9 protein-coding genes are annotated in these 21,094 nt (G+C 64.3%); 3 read left to right on the forward strand and 6 right to left on the reverse strand.

What is annotated here, in order from left to right; all coding sequences use genetic code 11:
- Positions 1–126: 126 nt before the first annotated feature.
- Both U5A65_RS33905 and U5A65_RS33910 read right to left on the reverse strand, forming a co-directional pair.
- Positions 127–2,445, reverse strand: a complete 2,319-nt coding sequence (locus tag U5A65_RS33905; RefSeq protein ID WP_321913474.1) for a sigma-54 dependent transcriptional regulator — start codon at positions 2,443–2,445, stop codon at positions 127–129.
- 154 nt (positions 2,446–2,599) lie between these two features.
- On the reverse strand, positions 2,600–3,643 hold the full coding sequence (locus U5A65_RS33910; RefSeq protein ID WP_321949026.1) for an AraC family transcriptional regulator: 1,044 nt from the start codon (positions 3,641–3,643) through the stop codon (positions 2,600–2,602).
- A 572-nt stretch (positions 3,644–4,215) separates the two neighbouring features.
- Here U5A65_RS33910 and U5A65_RS33915 point away from each other — a divergent pair.
- Entirely contained in the window at positions 4,216–6,354 is a 2,139-nt protein-coding gene (locus tag U5A65_RS33915; RefSeq protein WP_321913657.1) for a beta-glucosidase family protein, read from the forward strand.
- Positions 6,355–6,401: 47 nt separating this feature from the next.
- On the opposite strand, the gene U5A65_RS33920 is transcribed toward U5A65_RS33915, so the two are convergent.
- Entirely contained in the window at positions 6,402–7,172 is a 771-nt protein-coding gene (locus tag U5A65_RS33920; protein ID WP_321913471.1) for a hypothetical protein, read from the reverse strand.
- Between the two features lie 389 nt (positions 7,173–7,561).
- On the opposite strand from U5A65_RS33920, the gene U5A65_RS33925 reads away from it, so the two are divergent.
- The gene (locus U5A65_RS33925) at positions 7,562–17,131 is read left to right on the forward strand and encodes a YDG domain-containing protein (RefSeq protein ID WP_321949027.1); all 9,570 of its coding nucleotides are present in this window, start codon (positions 7,562–7,564) and stop codon (positions 17,129–17,131) included.
- 62 nt (positions 17,132–17,193) lie between these two features.
- On the forward strand, positions 17,194–18,894 hold the full coding sequence (locus U5A65_RS33930; RefSeq protein WP_321949028.1) for a ShlB/FhaC/HecB family hemolysin secretion/activation protein: 1,701 nt from the start codon (positions 17,194–17,196) through the stop codon (positions 18,892–18,894).
- Positions 18,895–18,925: 31 nt separating this feature from the next.
- Here the strand turns inward: U5A65_RS33930 and U5A65_RS33935 are convergent, their stop codons facing one another.
- The 3 genes from U5A65_RS33935 to U5A65_RS33945 form a co-directional block, all read right to left on the reverse strand.
- Positions 18,926–19,444 (reverse strand): hypothetical protein, encoded by a 519-nt coding sequence (locus tag U5A65_RS33935; RefSeq protein WP_321949029.1) that lies wholly within the window; start codon positions 19,442–19,444, stop codon positions 18,926–18,928.
- A 116-nt stretch (positions 19,445–19,560) separates the two neighbouring features.
- The gene (locus tag U5A65_RS33940; protein ID WP_321937894.1) at positions 19,561–20,091 is read right to left on the reverse strand and encodes a hypothetical protein; all 531 of its coding nucleotides are present in this window, start codon (positions 20,089–20,091) and stop codon (positions 19,561–19,563) included.
- Between the two features lie 4 nt (positions 20,092–20,095).
- The gene (locus U5A65_RS33945) at positions 20,096–20,869 is read right to left on the reverse strand and encodes a DUF2092 domain-containing protein (protein ID WP_321913466.1); all 774 of its coding nucleotides are present in this window, start codon (positions 20,867–20,869) and stop codon (positions 20,096–20,098) included.
- Between the last annotated feature and the right edge of the window lie 225 nt (positions 20,870–21,094).

Genomic DNA, 21,094 nt, shown 5'->3' on the forward strand with positions numbered 1-21,094 from the left:
AGAGGGTGGCGCAGGACGATTTCGTCCGCAGAGATGGCCGGGAGTGGACGATTTCGTCCAGGTCCCGGCGTGACTGTGGAGCGTGTTTTATCGGGGGGACTTAACTGGGTGACTTATCGGGGTGACTTAGCCGCCCGCGGCAGTTCCCTGGTCGCTCGCTTCGCGAGACGCTTCGTGGCGCAGTTCGGCCAGCAACGCCATGGCGAGCGCAATACGGCTGGTGGAATCCGCCGTCTGGTCCCGCAGCCCGCGAGCGAGCGTGTCGACTGCTTCGGCGCGGCGGCCGGTGGCGCGCAAGAGGTCGGCCAGATAGTGCGCGGCCTCCACACGCGCGGGCACCGACCCGAACGCGAGCGCCGTAGAAAGGGCGGTGCGCAATCCCTGCTCGGCGGACGTGAGATCGCCTAGCGCCCACTGCGCCCGCGCGCGCGTGACCAGCAGCTCGCCAAGATGGGCGCGCTCCTGGCGCGCGAGGGTTTCGTCGACTGCGGCGGCCAGCATCGTTTCGCATTGCTGAGCACGGCCGGAACGCAGCAGCAGTTCGCCGTGCCGCCACATCTTGAAGGAATAGAACAGCGCGCCGCCGTTGCAGACCATGTGGTTGTCGTAGCCGTCGAGCATGACGGCTTCGGCTTCCGTGTTCATGCCTAGCTCGCTGAGATGGCAGCCACGGAGTATCTGCCCCATGCCGCGATAGAACGTGAAGCCGTTGGCGATCGACACCGACTCGAGTTCGCTTGCGAGCGGCCCGCGCCGCGCCTGATCGTCGAAAAGGCACGCGAGCCACGCGGCGCCCTGCAGATTGACGGCATGCGCCAAGGCGTGCGTACCCGGCTCGCTTGCGCGCAGGATCAGCATTTCCATCGCGCGCCGCGCTTGCGCGAACTCGCCGATCTGGTAGGCGGCCAGCCCCTCGAAGGTCAGCGCGAGGCTTGCCAGATCGATGCCCTGCGAGCCCGTGCGCACATCGTCTCGCGTTACGCCGAGCAGATGGCCTCGTGCGAGGCAGGCCAGTGCTTCTTCGCTGTCGCCGAGCCAGTACAGGGTGTTGGCCATCGCAACGTGTGCTTCGTCGAGCGACACGCGCTCCCCGCTGTTCTGGGCGCGCTGCAGCATCTCCTGTGCGCTCGCGCGCGCCTGCTTGAGTTGAAGCGTGGTCAACTGGGTGGTCCACACGCCGAATTGGATGGCGGCGATTTCGCCAGGTTCGCAGATCCCTTCGCCGATCTCGAGCGCCGCGGCATAACAGGCTGTCGCTTCCGCGTACAGCCAGCCGTGCACGCTGCGCAGGCTCATGCCGAGCAGCCGGTAGGCGTCGAACTGGGCGCGCCGCGTGGCGGCCTCGTCGCGGCTTGTCTGCAGCACATCGAGGCAACGCCGCAAATGCGCAATGGCTTCGGAAAAGCGCGATGCTTCGATCAGCGCGCGTGCATGTTCGAGACTCTTGTGTGCTTCGCGATGGTCTTCCTCGCGCGACTTGAGGCGCCGCTCGACCGTCTTGCGCCCGACACCGAGCAAGCTGGCGGCGGCGCTCTTGTTCCCCGCGGTTCGCTCCAGCGCGCGGTCGATGAGGAGGTCTTCGGCGGCGGCGAGCTTGTCGCGTCCCTCGAGTTGCAGCAGCATGTCGGCGAGCGCCGCGCGCGAAACCGCTCCGGCCGTTTCGCTGAGAAGAAACGGCTCCAGCGTGTCTTCATCGATCAGTGGCTTTTCGGCGAGCACGCTTAGCTGACTGATCAAATTACGCAATTGCCGGATATGGCCCGGCCACGCATGCCGGCCGAGCCGCCTGAGGGCGGCCGGCGAAAACTCGATGCGGCGCGCTTGTTGCGCGGCGAAATGGGCGACGAGCGCAGGAATGTCCTCGACGCGCTGGTCGAGCCCGGGCACGGCCAGCACGAACACCGCGAGCCGGTAAAACAGGTCCTCGCGAAACAGCCCCTGGTGCGCGAGTTCGCGCAGATCCCGGTGAGTCGATGCGACTACTCGGCCCTCGAAACGCAGGCTCGACGAGCCGCCGACCGGGCGGAACGTCCGCGTTTCGAGTGCGCGCAGGAGCTTGGGCTGCAGCGCGAGCGGCAACTCGCCGATCTCGTCGAGCAGCAGCGTGCCTTTGCCGACCTGCTGCAAGAGCCCCGGGCGCGTCTCGCCGGCGCCGGTAAACGCGCCTTTGACATGCCCGAACAGTTCCGCTTCGACGAGATGCTCGGGAATCGCACCGCAGTTGATGTCGACGAACGGTTGATCGTGGCGCGCGCTGCGCGTGTGCACGCGGCGCGCGACCCCTTCCTTGCCCGACCCGGTGGGCCCGATGATGAGCAAGGCGTGATCGGTGGGCGCGACGCGGTCGATCATCCTGACCAGCTGACGAAACGCCGGCGCCTCGCCAATGAACGCATCGTCGCTGGCCTTTTCTCCGGAAAGCGGAACGAAGGGGAAGGTACTCATTGCCTCGTGGGCTCCCGATAAACGCGTGGCATTTTTTTGTGTTTGTCCCGGAGATAACGATCGGTGACGGCGCATCGATCCCGCGCGCGCACCCGCCCTCCGGCTATCGATTCGAACGCGGACAGCGCAATCACAGTGTGTCTGAAAAACCCAACTAGAACCGGCAGTTTTCGAATTTGTAGCGCGAAGGAGACTTGCCGCTGTTCTCGAGAAAGAAACGCGAGAACGCGGAAGGAGAGGAAAAGCCGAGAAGATCGCTCACTGCCGCAACCGAATAATCGGCCAGCGGCAGCAGGCGCCTCGCTTCCTCGAGCCGCGCATGGGAGAGGATCGCCTGGAAGTTCGTTCCTTCACCCTGCAAGCGCCGGTGCAGGGTTGAGCGTGAAATGCCAAGCCGGCCGCAGACTTCCTCCATCGGGTTCGAAAATGGCAGGCCGGCATGCGCCTCGCGAATCATCTTCGTCACGAAATCTTCGATCCGCGAAGAAAAGGAATGGCCGATAAGAAAGCGCCGGATATCGGCATCGGCCTGAGCGCAGAGAATATTTTCCGTGATCTCGTTGTACTTTCGATACGGCATGTCCGCCGCCCCGGTTTTCATCAGCATGCGGTTGCGGCTTTGCCTGAATTTCACCGTCGCGCCGCTCAGGTGCGATAGCTGGGAAACCGGCGCAAATGCGTCGCCAGTCAGCTCGATCTGGGTGGGGTACGGTTCGTCGTCGTTGTACTGTTCGGCCAGGCGGGTGAGCAGCAGAAAATTGTAGAAGGCGCTCGACGAACTCTTGCGCGCGCCGTCCTGCACGTATTCGAATTCGAAAGTCAGGCCAGCGCGCTTGACTTTCACGGTATCGACATTTCCGATCAGGACCCGGTAACGCAGGAACTGCTCAAAGGCCTTTGTGAGTGTCGGGCTATTCGTGACGATGGCCAATAACGTGCTAATGGGCGCGCGAAAGGAGTAACTGGAAAAAATTTCGAGCCGCTCCGAAGCCTGGTAGCCAGGCTCAAGCAGATTGAGCATCGCAATGTGCTTGTGCGCCGGTATGCGTCCGTCGGGATGCGCGAGTTCGGCCTCCGTGATGCCAGTTAGGCGCGTGAAATCGTGCGGCGACATGCCGTGTTCAACTGCGGATTTGAGCGAAAGTTGGGCAAGGACGTTTGAAACGGTCTTTTGATCGGTCGTCATGGGAGACACCATGGAACGGGGAAACGTCGCCTCGGCTAACCGCTGGTAGCTGCTGACTTTAGCATCCTTGTTTCAAACCTCAAATGGCCTCATGCGCCCGCGTTTTGAGCGGGCATGATTCGATTCGCATGGGCCGTGAGCCTGCGCGACAAAACCGTAATCTGCCTGCAAGGTAGCGGCGAATTGGCCGATGACGCAGGGTTAAGGCAAACCCTGATCTCGCGACGCAAGGTTAAGTTCCGCGACGGCACGATAAGCGCAAACGTTTCTCCGGGTGATATCGTCATCACGCTACGTAGGGTAATTCAACACAAAACAAGAAGAAAAATGTAGTCCGATTACGGCCCCGCAATCCTGCGGGTCATCGCTCATACAATCGGCAAATCTGGAGAGACACTGTGAGGAATGCGAAGCAAATAGCGATTGCGGTCGCCGGCACATTGTGCGCCGGCTCCGTGGCATACGCGGATCAAGCCGCCACCGGCAACACCTGGGGCGCCAACCCATTTTCGATTGTGTCGCAGTTCTTTTCCCAGGCTTCAGGTGCGGCACAGCCGGCCGCCGAATGGAAAGAAAAGGGCGATATTGCCGACCGGCGCGCGGCAGTGCTGGTCTCCCAACTGACGCTCGACGAGAAAATCCAGTTGGTGCACGGAACGGGTATTCCCACCGTCGGTCTCGGTGGCCCGTTTCCTTCGTGGGTGCAGGGCGCCGGTTACATTCCCGGCGTGAGCCGTCTGGGCATTCCTGCGTTGGCTACCGCCGATTCGGCTGGCGGCGTGAACGTGCAGAACGCGCATACCACGGCCTTTCCTGCGCCGATCGGGCTTGCCTCGAGCTGGGACGTGGCGCTCGCGGGAGCCTACGGTGCGCGTATTGCGCGCGAGCTGCGCGTGCTCGGCTATGCGGAGGGATTAGGGGGCGGCGTCAATCTCGCACGTGAGCCGCGTGACGGCCGCACGTTCGAGTACATGGGCGAAGATCCGGTCCTGAGCGGCACGATGAGCGCCGCCCGCACCATGGGGACGCAGTCGCAGAACGTGATCGCGACGGTGAAGCACTACGCGATGAACGACCAGGAAACGAACCGGATGACGAGTAACTCCGTGGTCGATGAACGGACGATGCGGGAAACGGAGCTGCTGGCATTCGAAATTGCCGTGCGCGAGGGGCATCCCGGCAACGTGATGTGCTCGTACAACCTGATCAACGGCGTGTATGCGTGCCAGAACCCGGAACTCCTCACGACCATCCTGAAGACCGAGTGGGGATTCAAGGGCAAGGTTCAATCGGACTGGACGGCCAACCATACTACCGTCGCGTCCGCGCTGGCGGGTCTCGATGAAGAACAGCCCGGCGACCTTGGCGCGGCAGGGGCGGGCTTTGGCATTCAGTCCTATTTCAGCAGCGCACTCAAGGCCGCGGTCCAGGCCGGTAGCGTTCCGGTTTCCCGCCTGAACGACATGGTCTTTCGCAAGCTTCGCACCATGATCGCCCTTGGCGTCATGGACAATCCGCCGACCCCCGGCGGCTCGGTCGACCAGACGGCAGGCAACCGTGACGCTTTGGCCGTGGCGCACGAGTCAATCGTTCTACTGAAGAATGGCGCGGCAGCGGGCAGCAATCAGCCGGTCCTTCCGCTCGCCGCTGGCGGCCTGCACTCGATCGTCGTCATTGGCGGGCATGCCGACGTTGGCGTGCTGTCCGGTGGCGGGTCGGGCGGCGTGCCCGCGGCAGACGGCAATGCGGTAGCGGGGTGTCAGTCCGGCAATCCGCTGCTATCGAGTTGTGCGACCTGGTATAAGTCCTCGCCGTACAACGCGATCAAGGCCAAGGCGCCGCAGGCTACTGTCACGTTCTTCGACGGCACGAATGCTGCGGCAGCGGCGAGCGCAGCGGCCAGCGCCGACGTGGCGATCGTGTTCGCCACGCAGTGGGAGAGCGAGGGCACGGACCTGGCCAGCTTGTCCTTGCCGGACAACAAGGTGGACCCGAGCAATCAGCTTTACGACCAGAACGCGCTGATCAACGCAGTGGCCGCGAAGGCCAAGCGGATCATCGTCGTGCTGGAGAACGGGAGTCCGGTCACGATGCCATGGCTCGCCAGCGTTCACGGCGTAGTGGAATCGTGGTATCCGGGCGTGCAAGGCGGTCAGGCGATTGCGGACATCCTGTTCGGTGACGTGAATCCGTCCGCCAAGCTTCCGGTCACGTTCCCGCGGCAGGAAGCCGATCTGCCGCAGCCGACGATCGACCCCAACAATCTCAACGTCGTTTATAGCGAAGGACTGCTGATGGGATACCGCTGGTACGATGCGAAAAACATCGACCCCTTGTTCCCATTCGGCTACGGCCTCTCCTATACGACATATTCGTACTCTGGGCTCAGAACGCGTACCGATCATGGCGGCAACGTGATCGCCACGTTCACCGTTGCCAACACGGGCTCGCGTGCCGGGGCGGAAGTGGCCCAGGTGTATGCAACGCTGCCGCCGGGGTTGGGCGAGCCGCCGCAGCGCCTCGTGGGCTGGGCGAAGGTCGCTTTGCGGCCTGGGCAGTCGCAACAGGTGAGTGTGGTCATTCCGGCGCGGCGCCTTGCGACATGGAATGCCACGACGCACGCGTGGCAGGTGCATGGCGGAAGCTATGAGATCCGGGCCGCGTCGTCGTCGCGTGACACGAATGCGCTGTCCGACCGCGTGAGCGTTGGAGACATGCACTAAGGTGGGGGCGGCCTGGGCAGCGCAAGCGCCCAGGCCTGCTGCACGCGCTATGGCGTTGAGCCAAATGACTGTTGCAGCGAAATCAGATTGACGGGAACGACACGAATCAGTCCACCGCGCGGACTATCGATATCGGCAATCAGCGACAACGAAAGCGCGACGGTAATAGGCAGTGCGAACAGCAACACACGCCGCCCCGTGCTGCCACGCGAGCCATATCCCTGCATGAGATTGCTGAAGAAAGCGATCGCCATCATCAATCCCCAGGCAGAAAGCGGAATGCGGTTTAGCCACGCCGCCTGCGTATAGCCCTGGGAATTCAGCACGTCGTTCATGCCGGACACCACGAGCGCCGAGATCGGCGTGGGCCGCGCGATAGCCGGGTCACGCACACTTGCCCACAACTGCCCCTGAAGGCTGGACGTTGCGTTGTTGAGCGTTTCGAGTTCGTTTGTGTCGCGCGTCTTGTAGTAGGCAATGCGCAGCGCGACATATTTCGCGAGCAGTGCTCTGACCTTCGGCGCATCGGCTTCGCCGAGCAGGTCTGCGCGCAGATATTGCGTGCCGATCGCGTTGGCTTCCTCTTCCTCGTAGTTCTTGCGCTGGTCGTACCGGCTCACGGCCATGGACAGCGTAAAACCAATCAACAGCGCGAGCAGCGTGAGGGTGGCGCCCTGTATGACGTTGTAGTTGTCCCGTGAGTCGTCCGCGAGCGGAAAGACACGTTGCAAGACAAGCGCGCCGAGCGCGGCAGCGACGCAGAGCAGCACGATCAGCAGGACAAACAAATAGACGGGGTGGTGGACCAGCTGTGCCATCTCAACTCCTCAAACGTTGTTGTGTAGTCAGGGGTCGGACCGCATTGATTCTAAGGCACGTGGCAAGCATTGGCACTCCGGATGACAGAAAGGAAAAAACTACGGAGTCCATGGTTTGACTCGACAACGTTCCGGAATCCGCGCCGCATCATCCCGCCTTGTCGCCAGCGATTGCCCCATCGGGCAACGGATTTGCCCTTAATCCCTATGGCAGCGTTGCGTCGAATTACCAAAACTTACACAACGCGCTACTGGGATCGATGATTCGAACCCGGCAACCGGATGCGGACTGCCACGGCGAGCGGGTTGGCGTGCGGCTCGTCATGGGTCTCGCCTGCATCCGCTGCTGCGTTGTCTGGTCCGGTACCACGCTGAGGATGGGCGATGCCATGAATCACATCTACCAGTTGTGCTGGAACCGGTCGCTCAGGCAATGGGTCGTCGTTTCGGAACTCGCGTGCCGGCGTGCGGGCAGCGGCGCTTGTCGAACCCGCAACGGTGTCCGCCGCCTTGTCGCGATCATGCTCGCGGGCGCGCAGCTTCTGTGGGTGGGCGCGGCGTACGCAGCAGGCGGACCGAGCGGCGGCCAGATCATTTCGGGCGCCGGTTCGATCCAGCAGTCGGGCTCGACGACCACGATCCAGCAAACCAGCCAGACGCTGCAGCTGAACTGGCGCAGCTTCAATGTGGGTGCGGGCCAGACGGTCGACTTCGTTCAGCCTGGCAGCAGTTCGCTCGCGGTCAACCGTATCCTCGGCAGCACACCGAGCGCCGTTCTCGGCAATCTCAACGCGAACGGCCAGGTCTGGCTCATCAATCCCAACGGCGTATTGTTCGGCCCGTCTGCGCGCGTGAACGTTGGCGGCATCGTGGCCTCCGCGCTCGACGTCGACCCCGCCAGCCTCGGCAGCAACAACCGCCGCTTCAGCGGCAGCGGGCAGGGCAGCGTCGTCAATCAGGGCACGATTACGGCAGCCGACGGGGGATATGTCGCACTCCTTGGCAACCACGTATCGAACCAGGGCGTCATCAGCGCGCGGCTCGGCACGGTCGCCCTCGCGGGGGGAAGCGCGGCAACCCTCACGTTCGACGGTTCACGCCTCGTCCACATTCAGGTCGATGCGAGCACACTCGACAATCTGGCCGAGAACCGCCAACTCATCGTGGCCGACGGCGGTCAGGTCATCATGACCGCTGGCGCAAAAGACGCGCTTCTCGCCAGCGCAGTCAACAACACCGGCAAGATTCGCGCCCAGACGGTGGTGGATCAAGAGGGCAAGATCGTCCTGCTGGGCGGCATGACAGCGGGGCAGGTCAACGTTGGCGGCACGCTGGATGCGAGCGCACCGAACGGCGGCGATGGGGGCTCGATCGAAACATCGGCGGCGCATTTCAACATTGCGCGCGACGCGCACATCACGGCGGCGGCGCCGTTCGGGCGGGCCGGCACCTGGCTCGTCGACCCGACGGACCTGACCATCGACGCCAATGCGGCCAGCCAGATTTCGAGCACGCTGAACGGCGGCACGAACGTCGTGGAGCAGACAACGGCAACGGGCACCTCGGGCGCCGGCGTGCAATCGCCCGGCGCGGGCGACATCAACGTCAACGCGGCCATCAGCTGGACCAACGCAGCCGCGAGCCTGACGCTCGAGGCGCTCAACGCGATCTTCGTGAACGCGCCCGTGACCGGCGCGGGCGCCGTCAACATGCAGGCGGGCACGGGCAACCTGACGATCGCCGCGGGCGGCGCGGTGACGGGCGGCGCTGGCGTCGTGCTGGCGACGAAAGCGAATTTCGTGAACAACGCGGGCAGCGCGGCCGTGAGCACGGGCACCTCGGCGCCCTGGCTGATCTACTCGAGCGACCCGCGGCTCGACACGACCGGCGGTCTCGCGCCTTCGTACATCCAGTACAACGCGCCCTATGGCACGACGCCTGCGGCCTCCGGCAACGGCTTTCTCTATAGCCTCGCGCCGACGATCACGCTGACCGGCCTCACGGGCAGCGTGACCAAGGTCTACGACGGCACGACCACGGCGAACCTGACCAACGCGAATCTGCAAACCACGGGGCTCGTGAACGGCGATGTCGTCGCGAGCGCCACGGGCACCTATGCGACCTCCAACGCGGGCACGAACATCACCGTGAACTCGCCGACGACGTTCGCGGGCGTCGTCATCAACACGTCGAGCGGCATTCCGGCTTACGGCTACCAGGCCAGAGGCACGGCCTCGGCCGATATCGGCACGATCACGCCCGCGCCGCTCACGGTCAGTATCGTCAACAACCCGACCAAGGTGTACGACGGCACGGCCTCGGCGCCGCTCACGGCCAGCAACTACAGCTTCACGGGCTTCGTGGCCGGGCAGGGCGCGAGCGTGAACCAGGCCAGTTCCGTTTCGTACGCGAGCGTGGATGCCGGCACGGGCATTGCGGTCAACGCGAGCTTCACATCGACCAATTTCGCGGCGAACACCGGCACGAACCTTGCCAACTACACGCTGCCGACCTCGGCGACGGGCACGGGCACCATCACGCCCGCGCCGCTCAACGTGACCGGGCTCATCGCCAGCAACAAGGTGTACGACGGCACGCGAGCCGCCACGGTCGACGCGAGCGGTGCCGCGCTCTTCGGTCTCGTCAGTTCGGACAGCGGGCAGGTCTCGCTCGACGCGAGCAACGCGGCTGGCCTGTTCGCCACGCCCAATGTGGGCAATGCGATTTCCGTGGTCCCCACGGGTCTCACGCTGACCGGCGCCAAGGCCGGCGACTATACGATCTCGGTGCCGGCCTACCTCAACGCCAACATCACGCCGAAACTCCTGACCGTTACGGGCGTGAGCGCGAACGACAAGGTGTACGACGCCACGACCACTGCGACGCTGAACGTCGGCGGCGCGGCGGTCTCGGGGATCATTGCCTCCGACGCAGGCAACGTCACGCTTTCGTCGAGCACGTCCACGGGTACGTTCAGCCAGTCCAACGTGGGCAACAATCTCACTGTCTCGGTCGGCGGCCTGACGCTGTCCGGCACGGCGGCGGGCAACTATTCCATTGCGCCGATCACGGGCCTCACCGCGAACATCACCCCGGCGCCACTGACGATCACCTTCCTCGGCTCGCCGACCAAGGTCTACGACGGCACCACAGCGGTCCAGCTGAACCAGTCGAACTACACCATTTCGGGCTTCGTGGGCGGCCAGAGCGCGACCATCGGCCAGGTGTCGGGAGGGTATGCGACGCAGCATGCGGGCACCAACATCCCGATTGACGCGGCGCTCACCGCTTCCGATTTCGTGCCGGCGGCCGGCACGTCGATGTCGAACTACACGTTCCCGGCCACCGTGACCAGCACGAGCGGTGTCATCACGCCCGCACCGGTCGAAGTAAGCATCATCAACAACCCGACCAAGGTGTACGACGGCACCGCGACCGCCTCGCTCAGCAGCAACAACTACCAGGTGAGCGGCGCCATTCCCGGCGAGTTCATCACCCTGAATCCCTACCCGCCGACGGGCACCTACGCGACGCCCAACGTCGGTTACCAGGGCGTAAGCGCGACCATACCGGGCAGCGCCTACCAGGCCGGGCCGAACACGCTCCTCTCCGACTATGCGTTGCCGACCACCGCGACGGGCATGGGCACGATCGTGAAGCGGCCGATCAGCGGCGAGGTGACGGCGCAGATCACGGACAACCCGTCGAAGACCTACGACGGCAACACGATCGCCACGATTCCGGCGAGCGATTTCACGTTCACCGGGTTCGTTGGGACCGACAGCGCGACGGTCAATCAAACCATTACCGGGAACTATGCAACGAAGAACGCAGGGTCCCAGGCGGTTACGGCAAGCCTTACGCAGTCCGAACTGACACCCGGCGCCGGCACCAACCTCAACAACTATTCGTTCCCGATCTCTGCCTACGGCACGGGCACGATTCTGCCCGCCCCGCTCACGGTCGCGATCATCGGCTTGCCCAGGAAGGTCTATAACGGGACGACGCTCGCGCCGGTCGGCAGCAGCAACCTGCAGATCATCGGCATGGTGAGCGGCGAGGGCGCCACGATTACACCGACCACGCAGTTCAATTACGCGAGCGCGAACGCGGGCAACTGGATCGTCAGCGGATCGCTCGTGCCGGGCAACTACACCGCCAACAGCGGCACGCTGCTCAGCAATTACCTGTTGCCCACCACGGCCTCGGGCCCGGGGATCATCACGCCTGCGCCGCTGTACGTCATCAACGCGCACGCGACCAACAAGGTCTACGACACGACGACCGCCGACACGCTCGACGTGAGCAGCGCGGCGCTCTCGGGTCTGGTGCCCTCCGACGCCGGCAACGTCACGCTCACCACGTCCACCTCGGGCACCTTCGCCCAGTCCAACGTCGGCAACGGCATTGCCGTGACGGCAAACGGTTTCAGCATTTCCGGCAGCGCGGCCAGCAATTACACGCTGCAGACCATCACCGGGCTGAGCGCGAATATCACGCCCGCGCCGCTCACCATCAACGGTGCGGTGGCGAACAACAAGGTGTACGACAGCACGACGGCCGCAACGATCAACACCGGCAACGTCACGCTCGCGGGCGTGCTCGGCACCGACCAGGTCACGCTCTCGTCGGGCAGCGCAACGGGGCAGTTCAGTACGCCGAACGTGGGCACCAACCTGGCGGTGAGCGCGACCGGCTTCACCCTGAGCGGCGCGCAGGCGGGCAACTACAGCGTGTCGCAGCCGTCGAACCTGTTCGCGAACATCACGCCGGCGCCGCTCACGGTGACCATCACCGGCAACCCCATCAAGCAGTACGACGGTACGACGTCGGTCACGCTCGGCGCGTCGGACTTCACCATTACGGGCTTCGTGGGCAACCAGAGCGCGACGATTACGCAGACTGCGGCGAGCGGCTACTTCTCGCCAAATGTGGGTACGCATGTGGGCGTGAGCGCGACGCTCGAGCCATCGGACTATACGTCGCCGGTCGGCACGAACCTCTCGAACTACAGCCTGCCGACCCAGGCCACCGGCACGCTTGGCGAGATCACGGCGAAGATCATCAACCTCACCGGCACGCGCGTGTACGACGCCACGACGGGCGCCAACGCGAATCTGTTCTCGAGCGCGGGCGTGATCGACGGCGTCAATGGCGAGACACTCACGCTCACGGGCACCGGTACGTTGACCAGCAAGAACGTGGGCACCCAGGTGCCGTTTTCGAATCTCGGCACGCTGGCGCTTGCCAACGGCACGGGCCTTGCGAGCAACTACACGCTCGCAGGCGGCACCGACTGGGTGACCATCACGCCCGCCATGCTCACGGTGCTCAATACGACCGCGCTCGACAAGGTCTACGACGGCACGCGAACGGCGACCTTGCAGAACGCCCTGCTGAGCGGGGTGATCGGCAGCGACACCGTCGTGCTCGGCAACGACGCGACGGGGCTGTTCAATACCAAGGACGTCGGTACCAACAAGCCGGTTTCCACCCAGATGACGATTTCGGGCACGGACGCCGGCAACTACACGCTGATCCAGCCGACCGGCATTTTCGCGAGCATCACGCCATTGGGCGTGACGATCACGGCCACCGGCATCAACAAGCAGTACGACGGCACGACCACGGCACAGGTCAATCTGTCCAGCGCCGCCGTGGTGGCGGGCGACCAGGTGACGTTCAGCGACCAGGCGGCCAACTTTTCCCAGTCTGACGTGGGCAACAACCTCGCGGTGCACGTGACCGGCATTTCGGCGAGCGGCGCCGACGCGGCCAACTACACGTTCGCCAACACTACCGCGGACACCACGGCCAACATCACGCCACGCGTATTGAACTTGCAGGGCACGCGGGTGTACGACACCACGGCCACTGCCGCTGCGACCCTGTTCGGCACCAACGGCGTGCTGCAAGGGCAGAATGGCGAGACGCTCACACTCACCGGCACCGGCCAGCTGGTGGACAAGAACGTGGGCAACCAGAAGCCATTCGCGACGAACGGCCTGAGCGGCTACACGTTGACCGCCGACGGCGCGGCGAAGACGAGCAACTACACGCTCGTCGGCGGCACCGACTGGGTCACCGTCACGCCCGCCACGCTGAACGTGCTCAACACGGTCGCCCAGAACAAGGTCTACGACGGCAATGCCATTGCGCAATTGCTCGGCGCCACGCTCAGCGGGGTGCTTGGTTCGGACACCGTAGCGCTGGGCAACGACTCCCAGGGTCTGTTCAACGACAAGAACGTAGGCAGCGCAAAGCCGGTGACCACGAGCATGACGATCTCGGGCACCGACGCGGGCAACTACGTGCTGGTGCAGCCCAGCGGCCTCACGGCCAACATCACGCCGCTTGGCGTCACGGTGCAGGCCACGGCCAGCAACAAGGTCTACGACGGCACGACCACGGCCACCGTGCAGCTCGGCAGCCCCGGCATCGTGCAGGGTGACCAGGTGAGCTTCAGCGATCAGTCCGCCGATTTCGATACGAAGAACGTGGGTACGGGCAAGACGGTGACGGTTCTGGGCATCAACGAATCGGGCGCCGACGCAGGCAATTACACGTTCACGAATACGACCGCCACGACCACGGCCAACATTACGCCCTATGTGCTGAACCTCACCGGCACGCGCGTGTACGACTCCACGACCAGCGCCGCCGCGAGCCTGTTCGGCAACAATGGCACGTTGACGGGCGTGGCCGGCGAAACGCTCACGCTCTCAGGCACCGGTACGCTCGCGAGCAAGAACGTGAACACTCAGCAGGCGTTCGCCGCGAACGGCCTTGCGGGCTTCACACTCACAGGCAACGGCAGCGCGCTGGCCAGCAACTACACGTTCGCGGGCGGCGCGGACTGGGTCAACATTACGCCGGCGACGCTCACCGTCAACGGCACCTCGGTGAACACGAAGGTCTATGACGCCACAACGAACGCCACGCTGAGCGGCGCGACGCTCGCCGGTGTGTTCGCGGGCGACAGCGTGACGCTCGGCAACGACACCACGGGCACGTTCTCCGACAAGAACGTGGGCACCGGCAAGTCCGTCACGGCGGCGACGATGACCATCAGCGGGACCGACGCCGGCAACTACGTGCTCACGCAACCCACCGGCTTGACAGGCGATATCACGGCGCGGCCCATCGTCGTGAGCGCGACCGCGCAGAACAAGACCTACGACGGCACGACGGCCGCCACGGCGACGATCGGCAGCAACGGCGTGCTCACGGGCGACACCGTGAATTTCGGCTTCGGCAGTGCGAATTTCGCCACGCCGAACGCAGGCAACGGCATTACCGTCACGGTGAACGGCATCACGGCGAGCGGCGCGGACGCGGGCAACTACACGTACAACGCCGTTGCGCTGGCGACGGCGAACATCCTGCCCGTCGTGCTGAACCTCACCGGCTCGCGCACCTACGACGGCACCGCGGGCGCCGCTGCGAGTCTGTTCGGCAGCAACGGCGTGCTCACGGGCGTGAACGGCGAAACGCTCACGCTCTCGGGCACCGGCACGCTCTCAACGAAGAACGCGGGCTCGCAGGTGCCGTTCGCGGCCAATGGCCTTGCCGGCTTTACGCTCACGGGCAACGGCGCCGCTCTGGCCAGCAACTACACGTTCGCGGGCGGCACCGACTGGGTGACCATCAATCCCCTTGCGATCACGGTCAGCGCGACGGCGCAAAGCCGCTACTACAACGGCACGACCGCGGCCACGGCGACGATCACGCCAACTGGCGTGCTGGCGGGCGACACCGTGAATTTCGGCTTCAGTAGTGCGAACTTCTCCACGGCGAACGCGGGCACGGGTATTCCGGTAACGATAAGCGGCATCGCGGCGAGCGGCGCTGACGCAGGCAACTACACCTACAACGCCACCGCAACGGCCAGCGCGGACATCTTGCCGTACATCCTGATCCTGCAGGGCACGCGCGTGTACGACGGCACGACCGGCGCTGCCGCCAGTCTGTTCGGCAATAACGGCGTGCTCACCGGCGTGAACGGCGAAACGCTTACGCTCTCCGGCACTGGCACGCTTGCGAGCAAGAACGTGAACGTCCAGCAGCCATTTGCCGCGAACGGCCTCTCGGGCTATACGCTCAGCGGCAACAATGGCGCGCTGTCCGGCAACTACTCGCTCGGCAGCGGCGTGGGCGACTGGGTCAACATCACGCCGAAGCCGGTGACGATCGCGGCCGTGGGCGAGAACAAGGTCTACGACGGCACGACCACCGCGCAGCTCAGCAGCTTCACCGTGACCGGCCTCGTGGCGGGCGACAACGCCTCGGTGGGCTACAACTCGGCGAACTTCCTCACGGCTAACGTCGGTACGGCCATTCCCATCACAGTGGGTCTGTACGGCAACGGCACGGACATCAGCAACTATACGTTCGGCAGCCGGGTCGTCACGACGAGCGCGGACATCACCCCGCGTGCGCTGACGATCACGGCCAGCGCACAGAACAAGACCTATGACGCCACCACCACGGCGGTGCTCAACGGATTGACCGTGAGCGGCCTCGTGGCGGGCGACACGGCCAGCTTCACAGCGGGCAGCGCGAATTTCGCCACGCCAAACGCGGGCAATGGCATTGCGGTCAACGTGGCGGGCATCACGGGCACGGGCAGCGATCTCTCGAACTACACGTTCAACACGTCGACAGTCACGACGGCCAACATTCTGCCGTTCGTCCTGAACCTGACCGGCACCCGGGTCTACGACGGCACGAACCAGGCCGACGCGAACCTGTTCGGCAACGGCGGGCAACTCACGGGCGTAGATGGTCAAACGCTCACGCTCACAGGCTTCGGCAATCTTCTGAATCGCGACGCCGGGCAGAGCAAACCGTTCGCGCTGGGTGCGCTCAATGGCTTCAAGCTCACTGGCAACGGCTCGACGCTCGCCAGCAACTACACGCTCATTGGCGGCGTAGACTGGCTGACCATCACGCCGCTTGCGATTACCGTGACCGCAACGGGCACGAGCAAGAGTTACGACGGCACGCGCACTGCCTCGGTCGGCCTCGCGAGCAGCGGAATTCTGAGCGGCGACAGCGTGAGTTTCAGCGCGCAATCGTCGAACTTCGTCACGCCGAATGCCGGCAACGGCATTCCCATTCTCGTGACGGGCATTGCGGGCAGCGGCGCCGACGCCGGCAACTACACGTTCAACACGGCGGCGACCACGTCGGCCAACATCACGCCTGCCGTGCTCGATCTCACGGGCAGCCGCGTGTATGACGCAACCACGGGCGCGGCGCCGAGCCTCTTTGGCGCGAACGGCGTGCTCCAGGGCGTGAACGGCGAGACGCTCACGCTTTCCGGCAGCGGCACGCTTTCCACGAAGAACGTCGGCACTCAGATCGCATTCGCACCCGGCGGGACCGGCGGCTACACGCTGACCGGCAACGGCGCGGCGCTCGCCAGCAACTACACGCTGGCGGGCGGCGTGGACTGGGTGACGGTCACGCCCGCGCCACTTGTCGTGGTGGACACGCGCACGACCAACCGGACTTATGACGGCACCGTGCTCGACGCGCTTTCGGGCTCGACGCTTTCCGGCGTGCTCGGCCACGACAGCGTGACGCTCGGCAACAGCGCCGTAGGCTACTTCTACGATCCGGCTATCGGCTTCAACAAGCCGGTCAGCACGGCGATGACCGCCAGCGGCGCCGACTCGGGCAATTACGTGCTTGTGCAGCCCTCCGGACTGACCGCCGACATCATCACACCGGTCGCGCCGGTGCCTGCGGGCACGCTCGTGAGCGTCCAGGCGCCGCTCGCACCGAACGACGTGGCAACGCCGTATGGCACCGCTTCCGACACCGCACAGGGCGGTTACGCGGGCAACCAGAAGCAGGAAGACCATCCCAACGAGCGCAATCTGGCGCGCGCGGACTTCCATCCCGGACTCGCGCTCACAGTGCTCAACGGCGGGGTACGGCTGCCGACGAATTGACGCCTCCGGGTGGAGGAGAAGAACAACGCACGCGCGCAAGCGCCCCACGACCTCTTCATGCCATGATCGAGATTCGCTCGAAGCGCCTGTGCAGAACACGAATCAGTCTTGCCGTCGCGCTCGCGGCGACGGCCTTTGCCGCCCACGGACAAGTGCGGGTGCCGACGCCGCCGAATAGCGGCCAGTTGCTTCAGCAGGCGCCACAGCCGCAGTTGCAGCCGCCGCCCTCGAATCTCGACCTCACGATCCAGCCGCCGAAGAACGCGCCGGCCGACAACACGAAGACGTTTCCGGTGCGCCAGATCGAGATCACGGGCAACACGCAATTGCCCGCCGACATGCTGCACGCCATCGTCGCGCCGAGCGAGGGGAGGAACCTCACGTTGAGCGACCTGAACGCGCTCGCCGACCAGATCAGCGAGGTGTATCACCAGCACGGCTTCCCGCTCGCGACGGCCTATGTGCCCGCGCAGACGATCGAGAACGGCGTCGTGCGCATCGACGTGGCGGAGGCGCGCTACGGCGCCGTCTTGCTGAACAACCAGAGCCGCGTATCGGACCGTGTGCTGAACAATACGCTGGCGGCATTGCAGTCGGGGCAGCCGGTGAGCGAGTTCGAGCTGGAGCGCACGCTGCTGCTTTTGCAGGACATTCCGGGCGCGCTGGTCAGTTCGACGATGCGGCCCGGGCAACAGGTGGGCACGTCCGATCTGCTCGTCGACGTCACGCCCCAGCAGCGCGTGACCGGCGACGCCGGGGTGGACAACTTCGGCGACCCCTATAGCGGTCGCGTGCGCGGCAGCGGCAACCTGAACATCAACGGCCTGTTCGACCAGGGCGACCTGCTCGACTTCAGCGCGCTGACGACGGGCCCCGGCATGACCTACGGACGCATGGACTATCGTTACCTGCTCAACGGGCAGGGTACGACGCTCGGGGCCACGGTGTCGGGCCTGAACTACCATCTGCGCAACGATCTCTCCGATCTCGACGCGCACGGGTCGGCCTTCGTTGGCGGCGTGGTGCTCGCGCAGCCGCTGATCCGCAATACGCGGGGCAATCTCTACGGGCAGATCGAATATGACTTTCGCCGGCTGAACGACAACATCGATATCATCGGACTCCAGAACGATCGCCACACGAACAGCGTGACCACCACGCTCGCGGGCGACCAGCTCGATTCGATGGGCGTGAGCAATGCGCGCGTTGCGCTGACCTACGGCGTACTCGCGGCGAACAACCTGCAAACCGATATCATCGACCAGCTCGGCGCGGATACCGCGGGCCACTACGTCAAGCTCGCGCTGTCGCTGTCGCGTCTGCAACAGTTCACGCACAGCGATGCGCTGTACTTCGGCTTTTCCGGGCAGACGTCGAGCAAGAACCTCGACACCTCCGAGCAGTTCTACCTGGGCGGCCCCGATAGCGTGCGCGGCTACGACGTTGGCGTGCTGTCCGGCTCGCGGGGCTATCTGGCGACGGTCGAATACCGGCACGACGCCGCGTTCCAGAACATTCCGGGCATCTGGCAGTTTTCCGTCTTCGTCGATACGGGGTGGGTGCAGCAGTACAAGAACCCGTTCGTTCCCGGACCCAACACAGGCCAGTTGAGCAGCGCCGGCTTTGGCGTGCAATGGAACGGACCCTACAAGCTTCTGCTGAGCGCGAGTGTGGCCTTCCCATTTGGACGCACGCCGGAAATACTCAGCGCGAACGCCAACACGTCCGTCCACTGCTGGGTGCAGTTGCGCAAGGCTTTCTAGGGGGCAGGCGCGGGAACGCGCCGCGTCGTTGCTATGAACGGCCCGGCGATACGGGCAGCGGGCCGAAGAACATCCTCTTGAGCCGACTCTTGCCGAGCGCGCGTCCCAGCTCCGCGATCACGCAGTAGTTGAAGACCAGCGTCACCAGCAGGATCTGGATGGCCCAGAAGCGCGGCCAGCTGATCTGGAGGAACATCTCGTGGTTTGCGCCAGCGAAACTGCCGGCTTCTTTCCAGAACTCATAGAGGCGCTCCAGATAATGAATGACGAGCGCGACGATCGTGTACATCAGCGTTTTCCAGGCGACGTTCCAGACGAGCGGTTTGTCGGGAAAGCGGTTGATGAAGGGCAGCATGTCGGCGAGCAGCACGGACTTGCCGAGGATGAGCGAGGCGATCAGCACGGACCCCGAGGCGGGCAACGTGATGCCGGTTTCCTTGACCATCAGCGTACGAACCAGCGCGATGATGTGGAGAATGACGAAGAAAAAGATCGTCGGCGGCAAGACCTTCTTGAACTCTTCCTTTAGCTTTTCCATCAGCGAGTGCATGGCGGACTCCAGTCATCGGCGATGTTCGCGAAGGCACCGCCCCGCGGGCGTATGCCCCCGGGGCGGTGCGAACATCCTAACTGTACGCGTTACGCTGATGGAAGCGGCATGGCAGGTCAATACGGCGCGTTGACCACGACGTACTGTGCGCCTTGCGGCTGGTACCAGGTACCGCCGCATTGCTGGTACACCATGCCGCCATAGTTCACCGGCACACAGTTGGACGGCACCGAGCGGACGATGGAGCCGACCACCGCGGACGTCACGCCCACGGCGGCCGTGACGGCGGCCGCCGTGGCGACTGGGTGGTAGTCGTCGTCCCAGCCGCCGTGGTGGTCGTTCTGGACGTTCACATTGACGTTGCGATTCACGTTGACATTGCGATTCGCGTTGACGTTGTTCACGCTCGTGTTGCGCACGTTGCGCGTGCGGGCGTCGGCATTCACGTTGTTCACCGGCGGGTGGTTGGCGCGTGCGCCGCCACCGCCGCCTGCGTGCATACCACCGCCCCCGCCTGGGTGCACGCCGCCACCGCCACCGCCGCCGCCTCTAAAGGCGCTCGCGGAAGGCGGCACCGTGAAGGCAACGCAGGCAGCGACCACGACAGGAAGGAGCCGGACGGGATTTCGCATGAGTGTGGTCTTCATGGGCCTACCCCTTGTTCTTGACCGGAACGATTTCGATCTTCTTCGCGCCAGCGGGCGGATGGAACGAGAACGTGGCGTCGTTGAAGGTGGCGTGCGTCGTCCAGTCAATGACTGAACTGGACTGCGGGCGTGCGTCGTCGTCGCGGCGCGTGATCACGATCTTGCGCGGCAATGGACTTTCCCCGACCTTGATCCAGATTTGCCAGTCAAGATCCTTCTGGCGGAATGCGTAGTGATTGCACAGGTCTGAACCGATATAGTCCTGGCCCGCGAACATGGCGGACTCGAACTGCTCAGCGGGCGCGTTCGGCGTTCCCCAGATGAACAGATCGGCGAGCGGGAACTCCACACCATAGTTCTCGTTGAGCTTGTCGATCAAACCCGCGATCGTGCCGTCGAACGCGACGCTCGAGTAGTACTTCTGGGCCGGAGAAAAAAGCGTAACCGTTTTGCCGTCGAAGATGATCTCGCGCTCGCTTCGTGCACTCGACATGAGTGCGCGTATGCGGTGCGGCCGATCGACGTCTACGTCCGCCGTTGCCGTGTGCTGGAGCTTCTGGCCGTCTTCCAGCACGCGCTCGCCGGTGAGTTCGGTCGAAACGCTGAAGCGTTTGAGTGACTGAAGGTAGGCCCCCATCTTCTTGAGCGCTTCGACTGCCGCTGGATCGACTGGATTGGCAACGCTGCTTGCCGCGACCGGCGCGGAAGCCTGTGCGAAAGCCTGTGGCGCAACGAGTGTCGCGGCCAGTACGGCCACGCATGTAACCCTTCTCTTCATCGTGTTCTCCCGGCATATGAGCGAGAAGCCGCAGAAACGTGAAAGCATCGTTTTAGCAGGCGCTTTCGCAGCGTCGCGCTGCGCGCTTGCAGTGCCTAATGTAATGGCCGGAATCGCGAAAGGGAAGGCTTCTGCCCAATATTGCCCAAAGGGGAAATGGGATTGCCCCAAGTCCCGATGTTGCAACTCGCGTAACCGCGCAATGCTTTACCGAAGGTCCATGTC

The sequence above is a fragment of the Paraburkholderia sp. J10-1 genome, from assembly GCF_905220165.1.
Taxonomy (GTDB): Bacteria; Pseudomonadota; Gammaproteobacteria; order Burkholderiales; family Burkholderiaceae; genus Paraburkholderia.